At 50.1% G+C, this 12,534-nt stretch carries 13 protein-coding genes; 3 read left to right on the top strand and 10 right to left on the bottom strand.

Annotated elements, in window-relative coordinates; translation table 11 throughout:
* Positions 1–7: 7 nt before the first annotated feature.
* From AOC34_RS02025 to AOC34_RS02015, 3 genes are all read left to right on the top strand, one after another.
* Positions 8–694, top strand: a complete 687-nt coding sequence (locus AOC34_RS02025; protein WP_108468537.1) for a spheroidene monooxygenase — start codon at positions 8–10, stop codon at positions 692–694.
* A 3-nt stretch (positions 695–697) separates the two neighbouring features.
* On the top strand, positions 698–2,203 hold the full coding sequence (gene crtD / locus AOC34_RS02020) for a 1-hydroxycarotenoid 3,4-desaturase CrtD (protein ID WP_108468536.1): 1,506 nt from the start codon (positions 698–700) through the stop codon (positions 2,201–2,203).
* Between the two features lie 194 nt (positions 2,204–2,397).
* A complete protein-coding gene (locus AOC34_RS02015; protein ID WP_234408131.1) occupies positions 2,398–3,120 on the top strand; it encodes a carotenoid 1,2-hydratase in 723 nt (240 codons plus the stop codon).
* A gap of 28 nt (positions 3,121–3,148) precedes the next feature.
* Here AOC34_RS02015 and AOC34_RS02010 read toward each other — a convergent pair whose 3' ends face one another.
* The 10 genes from AOC34_RS02010 to bchY form a co-directional block, all read right to left on the bottom strand.
* A complete protein-coding gene (locus tag AOC34_RS02010) occupies positions 3,149–4,234 on the bottom strand; it encodes a phytoene/squalene synthase family protein (protein ID WP_108468535.1) in 1,086 nt (361 codons plus the stop codon).
* Complete coding sequence (locus AOC34_RS02005; protein WP_108468534.1) at positions 4,221–5,795, bottom strand: phytoene desaturase; 1,575 nt, start codon at positions 5,793–5,795, stop codon at positions 4,221–4,223. Before AOC34_RS02005 ends, AOC34_RS02010 begins: the two co-directional genes overlap by 14 nt.
* Before the next feature lie 51 nt (positions 5,796–5,846).
* The gene (pufC, locus tag AOC34_RS02000; RefSeq protein ID WP_108468533.1) at positions 5,847–6,887 is read right to left on the bottom strand and encodes a photosynthetic reaction center cytochrome PufC; all 1,041 of its coding nucleotides are present in this window, start codon (positions 6,885–6,887) and stop codon (positions 5,847–5,849) included.
* Positions 6,887–7,888 (bottom strand): photosynthetic reaction center subunit M, encoded by a 1,002-nt coding sequence (pufM, locus tag AOC34_RS01995; protein WP_108468532.1) that lies wholly within the window; start codon positions 7,886–7,888, stop codon positions 6,887–6,889. Before pufM ends, pufC begins: the two co-directional genes overlap by 1 nt.
* Positions 7,889–7,899: 11 nt before the next feature.
* Positions 7,900–8,724, bottom strand: a complete 825-nt coding sequence (pufL, locus tag AOC34_RS01990) for a photosynthetic reaction center subunit L (protein ID WP_108468531.1) — start codon at positions 8,722–8,724, stop codon at positions 7,900–7,902.
* Positions 8,725–8,821: 97 nt separating this feature from the next.
* Complete coding sequence (pufA, locus tag AOC34_RS01985) at positions 8,822–8,998, bottom strand: light-harvesting antenna LH1, alpha subunit (RefSeq protein WP_108468530.1); 177 nt, start codon at positions 8,996–8,998, stop codon at positions 8,822–8,824.
* Positions 8,999–9,008: 10 nt separating this feature from the next.
* Entirely contained in the window at positions 9,009–9,230 is a 222-nt protein-coding gene (locus tag AOC34_RS01980) for a hypothetical protein (protein ID WP_108468529.1), read from the bottom strand.
* Between the two features lie 44 nt (positions 9,231–9,274).
* Entirely contained in the window at positions 9,275–9,421 is a 147-nt protein-coding gene (gene pufB / locus AOC34_RS01975; protein WP_108468528.1) for a light-harvesting antenna LH1, beta subunit, read from the bottom strand.
* Positions 9,422–9,544: 123 nt separating this feature from the next.
* Positions 9,545–11,005, bottom strand: coding sequence for a chlorophyllide a reductase subunit Z (gene bchZ / locus AOC34_RS01970; RefSeq protein WP_108468527.1), 1,461 nt, complete (start codon positions 11,003–11,005; stop codon positions 9,545–9,547).
* Positions 11,005–12,528, bottom strand: coding sequence for a chlorophyllide a reductase subunit Y (bchY, locus tag AOC34_RS01965; RefSeq protein ID WP_108468526.1), 1,524 nt, complete (start codon positions 12,526–12,528; stop codon positions 11,005–11,007). Before bchY ends, bchZ begins: the two co-directional genes overlap by 1 nt.
* Between the last annotated feature and the right edge of the window lie 6 nt (positions 12,529–12,534).

Genomic DNA, 12,534 nt, shown 5'->3' with positions numbered 1-12,534 from the left:
CGTCACCATGCGCAATCAAACCGCAGTATTAGTGTTAGTCGATATTGCGCCCGATTCATTCCTCTGGGGCCTCTCCCGCTATGTGATTGGTCGTTTTTCTCTGCGCAAAATTCCTGGGCTGCAATTTTTTAAAGTATTGGGTTCTGGATTTGAGGGCGGCTTTAGTACCAAACCCAGTTTCCACAAACAAGGTTTATTTTGCGTATTCGATAGCGAACAGCATGCTAAGCAATTCCGAACGCAGTCAGCCCTCGTTCAGTCATACCTGAAGCATTCGCGCGAGTTCTTTGCAGTAAGCCTCAATGCATTCAGCACACGGGGCTCCTGGGCTAATACTCAATTAGACGTAACAGCCAATGCCCCAGTATCCGGACCGATTGCTTCATTAACGCGCGCATCCATTAAACCCCTTAAAGCAAATGCGTTTTGGAAAAATGCGCAGCCCGCCGAGGTTTCAATTAATCAGTCTGAGGGAGTGATTTTGAGCGCCGGTCTTGGTGAGGCTCCTTACCTTCGGCAAGCTACTTTTACGATCTGGGAAGATGAGACTGCCCTCAATGCCTATGCGCAGCAAGGTGCGCACCTCGCTGCGATCAAAGCAGCCTATGGGCAGCAGTACTTTTCAGAGTCGATGTTTACGCGTTTCACGCCATCTGAAATGGAAGGCACTTGGCGGGGCAAACACTATGGCTAGGATATGAGCAGCGAACGCGTCGTGGTTATTGGGGGCGGCATTGGTGGTTTGTGCGCCTGCCTTGAGCTTGCCCACCTCGGATTTGACGTGACTCTGCTTGAAAAAGAGCAGGCTGTTGGCGGAAAGATTCGACAAGTCGCTGTTGGCGCTCCCGACGATCTCGGATTGGTTGATTCGGGTCCGACTGTGTTTACGATGCGCTGGGTATTTGAGCAGCTGTTTGAGGCCTGCGGCGAATCATTCTCATCGCAAGTACAAACCGATCCATTGACGATCTTAGCCAGGCATACTTGGGGTGAACAGTATTTGGATTTATTTGCCGATCGCCAGCAAAGTGCGGATGCCATTGCCGCATTTTCTAGTCCAGCAGAAGCAAAAGCGTTTTTAGAGTTTTGCACGATGGCCAAGAAGGTGTATGAGGTACTCGAGAAACCCTTCATTCAATCCGCCAGACCATCGATGGCTGGCATGATGGGTTCGCTTGGCATTACAAAATCGATGCCGCTAATGGCAATCGGACCCTTTAGTGATCTCTGGTCCTCGCTCGGGAAATACTTTAAGGATCCTCGCCTCCACCAACTCTTTGGTCGCTATGCCACCTATTGTGGTTCCTCACCCTTTCTGGCTCCGGCAACCTTAATGCTGATTGCTCAAGTTGAAATGGATGGCGTTTGGTCCGTGCGTGGCGGCATGGCAGAAATCCCAAAAGCCATTGCCCGCCTGGCACAAAGCAAAGGGGCTCGCATTCGAACCAATGCATCAGTGCATGCGATTCACCAGCAGCACAACCGGGTTGAATCTATTGAGTTAACTGATGGTGAGCGTATACCGGCAGACTACGTTGTCTTTAATGGCGATATTAATGTCTTGCGACAAGGCTTAATAGGCGCATCCATGCGGTCGGCTGTTTCTAATTCGATCCCAGCCAGCAGATCGCTTTCGGCGATAACCTGGTCAATGAAAGTCAAAACCAGCGGCTTCCCACTGGTTCGCCATAACGTTTTTTTCAATCGCCATTATTCCCGTGAATTCAGTGATATTTTCGAGCACAAGAGTTACCCCAATGAGCCCACCGTCTATGTCTGCGCCCAAGATAGAAGCGATAGCGGCGCTGCCTTAGAGCAGAAGGAGCGACTACTGTGCCTTGTCAATGCACCGGCCATTGGCGATCATCAAGTTAACCAGAAGGAAATCGACCGATGCGAGCAAACCGCATTTACCCTACTCAAGCAATGTGGTCTGGAACTACAGGAGTCCAGCCATTCAACCATCCGAACATCGCCAACGGAATTCAATCGATTGTTTCCGGGTCGCGGGGGAGCGCTGTACGGTCAAGCAACCCATGGCTGGATGAGCTCATTCCAGCGCTCCAATGCGCTGACGCAAATCGAGAATCTCTTTCTAGCGGGCGGCAGCGTTCATCCGGGGCCGGGGGTTCCAATGGCGGCTTTGTCCGGTCGACAGGCGGTCGCAGCGCTGATGGCACGCCGCAATTCAATCAAGCGGTAGATCCTGGCAATTACCTTTGGTGGTACATCGATGGGCTTAGCGACGATGGCCAGCATGGGTTCAGCATCATTGCGTTTGTAGGCAGCGTCTTCTCACCCTACTATGCATGGGCTAATCGTTCTCAGCCAGCCGATGCCAATGACTACTGCGCACTCAACGTAGCAATCTATAGTCCAGGCAATAAGCGCTGGGCCATGACCGAGCGTGGTGGCAAATGGATTCACCGCGATCAGCACACCTTCCAAATTGGGCCCAGCGGGCTGCATTGGGATGGCAACTGCCTCACTATTAGTATTGCTGAGCGCGCCATTCCATTTGGCCAAAAAGTCGCTGGCACGATCAAAGTCTATCCAGATCAGTTATTTCAGTTCACGACGCCCTTAGATGACGCACAAAAACACCGCTGGGGTCCGCTTGCTCCATCTGCCCGCGTCGAGGTCAGCATGCAACACCCCGCATTGCGTTGGCAAGGCCACGCCTACTTTGATTCAAACGAAGGAGACGAGGCAATCAGTGTGCCGTTTACGGAATGGGATTGGTCACGCGCCTCTTTAAAAGACGGCAGTACTGCTGTCATTTACGATGTGCGTCAGAAGTCTGGGGTTGAGCGGCTGATTGCAATGCGCTTTAAGCCCGATGGCAGTATCGAGCCATTTGAGGCTCCAGCACGCCAAGCCCTCAAGAAAACCGGCTGGCGGATTCAGCGCCACATGCGTACCGATTCCAATACCGTAGCAAGCACAAGCAAACTGCTAGAAGATACGCCCTTTTATGCGCGTTCCATTTTGGAGTCGACCTTGCTTGGAGAAAAGGTGACGTCGATGCATGAAACGTTAAACGTACCTCGCCTTGTAGCCACCAGTACCCAGTTGATGTTGCCATGGCGGATGCCACGCATACCTAAGGTCTTTTCCTAAAACGCGCTACTTAGGCTATCTAAGAGATTTAAGCGGCAGCCTTTTCTGGCTGCATAAAGGCATCGTAGTTTTGAATGCGGCGGCGCTCTACACGCTCCATTAAGTTAATCACCCAAATCATACGATCCTCAATCGAACCCTCGTAATGGGCATGCGGATCATTGGGTAAAACGGCTTCTACTAAAAACTGCAGTTCTGCAATGGGCTCGTGTATTGCGTTTAATTTAGGACTGTAAATACCGGCCATCAGAGCCTGACCCATCAATAGCAATTTTTTGGAGAATGGCACCACTGCACGGTGATTAATTGAATTCATGCCCCGGCGCTCGACTTCGCGGCCAATCTCGCAATAAATCAAACGCGCTGCTGAAATTGCTGCACGGCAATTGCGAGGCAGCCCGGCAACTCCAGCAATGGACCGCTGATACATGGCATCCGCAGTCTTTAATAAACGTGATACAACGCTGCCAAGCGCCTCACTAAATACCGGATGCTTCAGCCAAGCATCAGGATCAATTCCGGCTTCACGCATCCAGCTGCGGGGCAAATACAGCCGGCTATTGCGGGCATCCTCACCCACATCGCGCGCAATATTAGTCAACTGCATGGCCAAACCCAACTCACAAGCTCGCTGCAGAACGACTGGATCGCGCACACCCATGATGAGGGTCATCATGACCCCAACCGTAGAAGCAACGCGTGCGCCATAGGCCTGCAGATCTTCGATGGTCTCATAACGACGGCCATCCCGATCCCACTCGAACCCTTCAATGAGGGCCTCCAGCAAAATCTTCGGGATACCAAATCGCTCTACTACCAATGCCAGGGCACGATCTGCAGGCACATCAACTGGATCTTGCTTGTAAATTCGAGCGAGCCGCTCTTGGATTTGGGGAATTACATCAGGGCTTGCATTCTGATCATCGACCAAGTCATCCAATAAACGGCAAAAGGCATACAAAGCGGTTGCCGAACTCCGAATATTGCTGGGCAGAATTTTGGAGGCGGCAAAGAAGGACTTAGAGCCATCTTTCATAAGCTCCGTGCAGGTACGCAAATCCAACTGAAACCCAAATTCAGCGGTAATGGCGCGGACAGTATTAAGTTGCTGCATGTCTGGTCTGATTTAAGTAGGTATTGACTACAGGCTCAATGACTGAATCCAATGCCTTAGCCGAAGACAAAACACCTGGAATGCCAGCGCCTGGATGGGTGCTGGCGCCAACCATGTAAAGGCCAGGAATGTCTTCGCTGCGGTTATGCGGTCTAAACCAAGCGCTCTGTGTGAGTAAGGGCTCAAGACCAAATGCAGCACCTTTATGTGAGAGCAAACGGTCTTTAAAGTCTTGCGGCGTCATCATGAATGACTCCGTGAAATTGGCTTGCAAATCTGGCATCACGGTACTTTCCAGCATGTTGGCGATGGCCTTGCGGTAGGACTCTGCTACCGTTGGCCAATCCGTTCCGCTATCTAAATGGGGCACTGGAGAGAGGACATAAAACGTATCGCAGCCCTCGGGTGCCATGGATGGATCGGTTGCTGTTGGCCTATGCAAATACAAACTAAAGTCTTTTGCTAGGTGATGCTTTTTGAAAATATCATCCAGCAGCGTTTTATAGCGCTCACCCAGAAGCATCATGTGGTGTGGTATTTCGGGGTATTGTTTCTTGGTTCCAAAGTACCAGACAAACAAGCTCATAGAGTACTTGCCGTTATCGACCTTTCTATCTGTCCATACCTTACGGTATTTAGCGTCGATTAAATTCTTATAGGTCCAAGCAGTATCGGCATTGGACACGACTAAATCAGAATAGAGTACCTGGCCATTTTCTAAGGTAACGCCGGTGACGTGATTGTTTTCGATATTGATTTTACGGACAGTCGAGTTATAGCGAACTTCAACGCCCTGCTCGTTCAGCAACTTCACGAGTCCCTGTATTAACTTACCTGTACCGCCCATGACTGAATGCACACCCCATTTACGCTCTAGAGCATTAATGAGGGAATAGACTGCCGTTACTGAGAAGGGATTACCGCCAATCAGCAAAGGATGAAAGCTCATCACTTCACGCAGCTGTGGATTCTTAATGTGTTTTGCGACTAAGGAGTACAAATTGTTCCAAGCGCGCATCTTGACTAGGCTCGGAAAGGCTTTGGCCAGATCCCCTAAACTCTGAAAGCAAAAATCACCCAGCTCTTCAAAACCCAACTTGTAGCATTTTTCTGCTTCTTTTAGAAAACGCTCATATCCGGGCAGATCGGATGGCTCAAATTTAGCCACCTCAGCCCGCATTTTTTCTGGGTCACCGGTGTAATGAAAAATCCGCCCATCGGCAAAGCGAACTTGATAAAACGGATCCATTAAACGCAGATCGATGTCGTCCTTCATGTCGCGGCCACATAGGGCCCACAACTCTTCTAGCAAAAATGGGGCAGTAATGATGGTAGGGCCTGCATCAAAGGTATAGCCATTGCGGCGATGCACATAGGCACGGCCTCCGGGTGAATCAAGGCGCTCGAGAACCGTTACCTCATACCCTTTGACTGCGAGACGTATAGCGGCAGCCAAGCCGCCAAAGCCACTACCAATCACGATGGCCCGAGCCCCTGTCTTTTTGGCACCGCCTAAAACAGCCAGCTCGGGTATCTTAAAACGATCGACCTTTTGGTCCATCCCTACTCCTTCATGATTGGCGGCGCTTGAAAACCCAAGCCCACCTACTACTTACTTCTGTTGCGCTACTGTGAAGGGCTTTCCAGCCGGCGGTCCAACCAAGTATGGGTAGTCTTTCAACATACTTTTACCTAACAGCGGCTTATTCACACCTTGATGGCAAGTCGCGCAATTGGCCTTCGCTACATCCCCATCGGGCCCCAAGCGGTGCGGTGGGAACAACCCGGTAATAGGCACAATGTAATTGCTGTTGACGTCCTTGATCATCTGAATACCATGCCATGCCTGAGCACGTTGTGGAGGACTTTCAGTCCAGTCCGCAAAGGCTCTGGAGTTATGGCAGTAGGTGCAATTAACGCCCAATGCATTCGATAAGTGAGTCATTACCCCAAAGACCGATTCCGTTTCCTGAATTGTCTTCACATGGCCTGTTGGTAATGCAGTAGGCCCCGTAATCCGCGCCGCGCCTTTTCCTGCTAAGAAATAGCTAGAAAAAGGTTGGTTTGGTAAAGAGGCATAGCCAACATTTGGCGAAGGCGCGTTCTGTCCATTGCGATTACCCAGCATGCCGCCCTTTTTCTTTTCGGCAGTATCAAACCAAACTTCTTTTGGTACTGGATTGCCACGATGGCAGGTGTAGCAGGTCACGCCCGTCTCTTTGACGTGGGCGTTCCAATTGGAATTAATCGCCTGCGTCATTTGGATCATTTTTCTAGCGACGTTTTTGGTGTAGACCGAATCGTCCGCAAAGTTCTGCACGTTATGGCAGTAACCACAACCTTCTTTTGGCGCAATCCAGGAAGTCATTGCGACCATAAAGGTAGTGAACTGTGCCTCACTGAGATTACCCAGCACTTTTACGTTCTTGTACACCGCACTTGCCTTGGGGCCATCCGCAGGAACGGGCACGCCTGGAGGCGCAACATTTTCAGCCGCTAGCTTTTCTTGGGTGCGGGGATTATTGATTTCCACCATCGCCGTGCCGCGAAAACCGGTTTGCTTAGCATCAATCGGTGGACGCTCACAACCCGTTAATAGGGCTGCTGAGGCGAGACCTAAAATAATTAGTAATTTATTGATTCCGGCTTTCATTATTTTGCTCCCTGAATAGCGGCAGGTGCCATCGGCGCACTCAGTGCAGGATCAGCAACGACCTCAAAATAGGCGGGGTATGCCGGAGCAATGCCGTGTTTAACACCCCACAGATACCAGTTATCAACTACCGTGCCTGTTAAGAGGATGCCAATGCCACCTGTGATTGGTGTCAATACCGCAAACCACCAAGCCCAACGGTGAATCGATTCCATCGTCGCATTAAAGCCCATCGTCCACCGCCAGAAGAGGCCGGCACGCTCAGAGGCTGTTCCACGATCAACGATTTGCTCAATCTCACGCTCGCCGCCAAAGCGACTGACCGCCAAAATGGTTGCGCCGTGCATTGCAAATAGCAGTACTGAGCCATACAAGAACACAATCGACAGCATGTGGAAGGGGTTATAGAACAAATTGCCATAGCGAATGGAGAAGGCTGCAGTCCAATCCAGGTGCGAGAAGATGCCAAATGGAACTGCCTCACTCCAGCTACCCATCAGCACAGGGCGAATCAAGCCCAGCACTAGGAATAACCAAATGGCAGCAGCAAATGCCCAAGGTACGTGCGTTCCCATACCAAGCGCAATCGCGCGGCGATAGGTTCGATACCACCACAACATAATTGAAATGGTAGTGAAGAGGCCAGCGATTAACCACCAACCGCCCTCATTCATTGGCGGGAAGGTCAGGCCATATTTAGGCGCAGGCGGATCCAGTGATAACCAAAACAATTGGCGCACAAACTGAATGGGGTTCCAGTCCACTTGGGCCAGCATATTAAAACCAATCATCACGAATGCAGCCAAGCCAAACATCAGCGATGCCAGACCGAGTCGACCTAAGTAGATGGGCCCGAGTTGTGCATTGCCGATGAGGCCCATGAGGTAACTAAAGCCAAATACCTTAGTACGCTCGCGCATATCGTATGCATTGATTGGCACCCCATGACTAACGGGTCCAGTGACTTGTGTTTGGGTAAATAAATTTTGATATTCCATCATGTTCTCCGCTATTAGCTCCAGATGGGCAAGTTAAGCCACCATGTCCACCATTCAGGCCATCCTTTAGTCCAGAATGGGCCGCTAATCACAATACAAACAGCACTCCAAAAGCCCGCTGCTAAGGCCAAAAATAAGCCGACACGATGGATGCCCAAGGTACCAACGGAGTAACCAACAATATCTCGGAAGAAAGTATCTTCATGCTCTGGCGTTCTTACAGTGTGACCAGGCTGTGGATTAGTCGATGACAAAATCAACGCGCCATGCAAAGACAACGCCAGCGTTGTAGTAAAGAAGAAGGTAACCGCCAGCATATGTGCTGGGTTGTAATGGAAATGGAGGTATTGATATCCAGTATTCGATACCCAATCTAAATGACTCAAGATGCCATACGGGAAACCATGGCCCCAAGCACCCATCAAGACTGGACGAATCACCACCAAGGTGAAGTACGCAAAGATCGCCATACTAAAGGCGGCCGGAACATGGAGTCCCATGCCGAGCTTACGGCAAATTTCAACTTCCCGGAGCGCCCAGGATATAAAAGCACCGAGAGCACAGATGGTGATGATTTGCCACAAACCGCCCTCCATCATCGGCGCCGGCCCTAAGCCATACTTGAGATCAGGAGGGGCAATGTTTATTTGCCAGATATTCCAAACCCCAGATTGCGCTGCGCCCCACAGTATGAGAGCTGTTCCGAGGAAAGCAAAAAAGATAGTAGTGACGCCAAAAAATCCAACATAGAATGGCCCAACCCAGAAATCAAAGAGATCTCCGCCGATTAACGTGCCACCGCGTACGCGGTATTTCTTTTCAAAATTGAGCATAGCCATTTATGCACTCCTTACAAAACGAGACATCGCTCGTTCTTAATTAATCTGCCGTAAGTAGGTAACTATCGCTAGGTACCCACTTACGCCGGTACAACAATTACTTCTTGGAAGCTGCAACCGCAGCTTTGTACTCCGCTTGACTCAAGCCATCGAGCCATTTGTACTGAGTGGTGCTCAATAGAATCAAATGAATCATTGCGGCCAAAGCAAAGAGAAAAACGCCCTGCGCAACCATCGCGCGTAGTGGGTCGTATAGTTTCCAAATTCTCCACATAATGTTTCTCCTAATTTAAGTAAGACATAAAGCTATAAACGCCGCTTTCAACAGTCTTAAAAAATGATGTGCCGTCTGAGCTTCCAAACAGCCAGCTTTTTTGAGATGCCGGTAAAACGATCGTTAACAAGGCAACTCCAAAGATCACTACATAACTAATCAAAAAAATAAGCTTGAATGACAGTCTGTCATTCACCAAATTTTTATTAACAACTTCTGTATTTATCTTCATGATTCACCTCTTCACTTTATTTTCTAAAACTTAATTACTGCTACTTAAAAAAACCATGGACGCCACGCCCATACGAGGATGTGCGCAACGACTGCGATAGCAGCAAATCCCAGAAGACCTTGCACATAAAATGCATGGAATTCTTGAGCCTCTGCATCGGTAAGCCCAGATATAGATCTGTTTTCACTCATGATGAATACTCCTTAAGACTGACCTTGCGGTCTTTTCTACATCACCCCTGTAGATTTGGGGATACGGCATGGTGGTGCCATATTTAGACTGCCCTAACATCAGGCAAATGGGTTGCGACTTCATCATGCTGTCTCCATTACGCCAAGTGACGTTTTGGATTTATTCACACAATCTACGGTGACTCGCTCTAGATTTCCGCTGCGAGCTTCACGCTCGGACATGTCGCGCAGGCGCTTTGCTACGGAGATCTGGGTTAATACGGGCTGACCGCTAATTAAGCGATTCAATAACAACTGCGCCTCAACATCCCAGGGCATGGCATGGATGGCGGTTTGCAAACGGGCCGGGGTAGGATCGACCTTGTCCATTTCAGAGCCCAAAGGCAGAATGTGAAAGAGTGCATCAAACAGCGCATTGCATACTTCTTGAATTAAGTAAGCTGCGCCTGAATACCCCATATACGGGGTTCCGGTATGTCGACGAATAATGGCGCCTGGGAACGATGCAGGAATGTAGGAGCAACGTGCATTGACTTCACTTGCATACATGCGCTCGTTGTAACTTCCAAACAAAACGAGTGGTGTTTTCTTTTGCACTGAGTCACGGATTGCACTGTTATCCGTTTTTTGACCCGGCATTCTGGATACGGCAAAGTTACAAGGCAGGCCCATTTCGGTTTCTAAGAAATGGCTAACGCCGCGGGTGTAGGTTTCATTTGCGACAATTCCAAAGCTCGCGGTACCAAAAAAGTCCTGGGTAACCGAGCGCCAGAGATCCCAAACCGGCTTGAGGGTAGTGTTTTTTTCTTGCGCGATAAAGGGTTCTGGGTCGAGCCCTGTTAACTCACCTAACTTACGCAAAAATGCGGTGGTTGAATGCATCCCAATTGGGGCTTGTAAGTAAGGGCGCTCTAAGGTCTCGCAGAGCAAGCGGCCAAACTCGCGGTACATGCAAATGTTCACATCGGAATCAGCCAATTTCTCCACATCGGCTAAATGGCTGCTGAGCGGAAACACCATATTGATTTGCGCGCCAATGCCCTCAACCAGGCGCTTGATTTCTGCCAGGTCGCTGTATAAATTGAATGTGCCGTAGGCTGGTCCAATGATATTCACCATTGGCTTTTCGCCCGCTTTGCGCTCTGGTCGTGCTGGTATTTTCTTTAAACCGTATTCCGTCCATAACCAGTTCATCGCCCGGTTAGCACACTGCCACTGATCCTCATCAATGGTTCGAGGCAAGAAGCGTTTAATCCCTGTTCCTTCTGGAGTAACACCGCCACCAATCATTTCGGCGATTGAACCTGTTACCACTACTGCAGGCAAATCAGGATCAAGCACTTTGTGCGCGCGCTTCATTGATTCTTCTGTACCTTCGCGACCCAATTGTTCTTCAGCAAGCCCCGTCACAACGATTGGCAGCTCATGAGGTGGTAGGGCATCGGTGTAATGCAATACCGATGTCACTGGAAGGTTTTCACAACCAACCGGGCCGTCAATCACCACCTGCAAACCCTTGATGGCAGTAAACACATATATGGCGCCCCAATAGCCGCCAGCGCGATCGTGGTCGAGAACTAGCATTAGCCCATCTCCTCTGCTTTGCGCTTCTTCTGGGCTTTTTCATTGCGGCGGCGAGTCTCTGCGCGGAAATCAGGATGATCAACTGGCACCGCATCCCAAACACCAGCGGCATAGCCTGTACCAACACCCTCAAAGAAATCTTTCATGACATCAAAACGGGCTTGATTACCAAGGGCCGAATTAATGACTTGCGCTAGAGAACCCGCTCCAGCAGCGCCCATGAGCGGCCGAGCTGAAATTAGGTTGGTGAAATACAGCGATGGTATTGCTGCTTCTTTTGCTTTCTGCACAATCGGTGTGGTGCCAATTACCAAGTCTGGCTTGAACTCATGCATCGCTGCCACATCTTGCTCGAGCGAAGCACGGTACTGCACATGTACGCCACGTGATTCCAGCCAGTCTTGATCGGCACTACTCCAGATCGTCTTAGGACAGGCTGTGCCAACGTATTTCACTTCGGCGCCGCTTTCAATTAACAAGCGTGCTACTAAAAGCTCCGAACCCTCGTAACCGCTCATCGTAATCCGGCCTTTAATTGGCTTAGCTGCCAATGCCGCCTTAATCAATGGTAGGAATTTATCTTTTGAGATGCCGACTTTAGATTGTGGAATACCGCAGGCCTCGCCAATCGAATCCAGCCAGGCTGCTGTACCCTCGTAGCCGATGGGAGCTGAGCCGACAATCGTTCTGCCGGCGGCCTCAAACTCCCGAATACTCGCGGTATAAAACGGATGGATCGCTGCAACCACTTTTGAATCCAGCGCTTGATACAGTTCACGCCATTCGCGGGTTGGCACAACCGGCCCTACCGCTAAGCCCATGGGGTCCAGCATCATGCCAATTCCAACAGGATCAACCGGGAACATTTCACCCAGTAAGGTGATGGTTGGCTTATCGGATACGCCATTGCGTGGTGCCGATACAGGACCTGATTCTGCTTCGCCCCGAGCGTAACGGAGCATGGCGCTGGCCAATACGTCTTTCGCTTCTGCATGGGTTGGCACACCAAATCCAGGCACATCGATACCAATGATGCGAACACCATTGATTTCTTTAGGCAGGAGCTGTAGAGGTACTCCGCTAGCCGTTGGCACGCAAAGATTAATAATCACAATCGCGTCGTACAACTCGGGATTTGCTTCTTTGTAAACGGCATCCCGAATGTCTTCAAACAGCTTGCCTGTGACTAAACTCTCCGAATTAAATGGAACATAACCGACACTGCGCCGTGCTCCATAAAAGTGGGACGTGAAGGTTAAGCCATAGACGCAGCATGCCGATCCAGAAAGGATGGTGGCAGTCCGGCGCATACGCAAGCCCACTCGCAATGATCCAAATGCTGGGCACATGCTTTGCGGCTGATCGTGCGGGCCCTTTGGATAATCTTGTGCGTACTGCCCCAAAATCTCGCTTTTATTGGATGCCTGCGCAGCTGCTAATAGTTTTTCAGCGCCGGAATGGCAGCCAAGACCATCCTGAGCAACCGCCTCAGCTTTAATTGGGATTATTTTGGATTGGCTCATGGTATT

Source organism: Polynucleobacter difficilis (assembly GCF_003065365.1).
GTDB lineage: Bacteria > Pseudomonadota > Gammaproteobacteria > Burkholderiales > Burkholderiaceae > Polynucleobacter > Polynucleobacter difficilis.
Note: the sequence above shows the minus strand (reverse complement) of the source record. Positions and strands in the feature narration are given on the sequence as shown.

Bases quoted from the DNA above. Each gene is read 5' to 3' on its own strand.
- AOC34_RS02025 (WP_108468537.1), top strand. From the start codon at position 8: ATGCGCAATCAAACCGCAGTATTAGTGTTAGTCGATATTGCGCCCGAT.
- crtD (WP_108468536.1), top strand. From the start codon at position 698: ATGAGCAGCGAACGCGTCGTGGTTATTGGGGGCGGCATTGGTGGTTTG.
- AOC34_RS02015 (WP_234408131.1), top strand. From the start codon at position 2,398: ATGACCGAGCGTGGTGGCAAATGGATTCACCGCGATCAGCACACCTTC.
- AOC34_RS02010 (WP_108468535.1), bottom strand. From the start codon at position 4,234: ATGCAGCAACTTAATACTGTCCGCGCCATTACCGCTGAATTTGGGTTT.
- AOC34_RS02005 (WP_108468534.1), bottom strand. From the start codon at position 5,795: ATGGACCAAAAGGTCGATCGTTTTAAGATACCCGAGCTGGCTGTTTTA.
- pufC (WP_108468533.1), bottom strand. From the start codon at position 6,887: ATGAAAGCCGGAATCAATAAATTACTAATTATTTTAGGTCTCGCCTCA.
- pufM (WP_108468532.1), bottom strand. From the start codon at position 7,888: ATGATGGAATATCAAAATTTATTTACCCAAACACAAGTCACTGGACCC.
- pufL (WP_108468531.1), bottom strand. From the start codon at position 8,724: ATGGCTATGCTCAATTTTGAAAAGAAATACCGCGTACGCGGTGGCACG.
- pufA (WP_108468530.1), bottom strand. From the start codon at position 8,998: ATGTGGAGAATTTGGAAACTATACGACCCACTACGCGCGATGGTTGCG.
- AOC34_RS01980 (WP_108468529.1), bottom strand. From the start codon at position 9,230: ATGAAGATAAATACAGAAGTTGTTAATAAAAATTTGGTGAATGACAGA.
- pufB (WP_108468528.1), bottom strand. From the start codon at position 9,421: ATGAGTGAAAACAGATCTATATCTGGGCTTACCGATGCAGAGGCTCAA.
- bchZ (WP_108468527.1), bottom strand. From the start codon at position 11,005: ATGCTAGTTCTCGACCACGATCGCGCTGGCGGCTATTGGGGCGCCATA.
- bchY (WP_108468526.1), bottom strand. From the start codon at position 12,528: ATGAGCCAATCCAAAATAATCCCAATTAAAGCTGAGGCGGTTGCTCAG.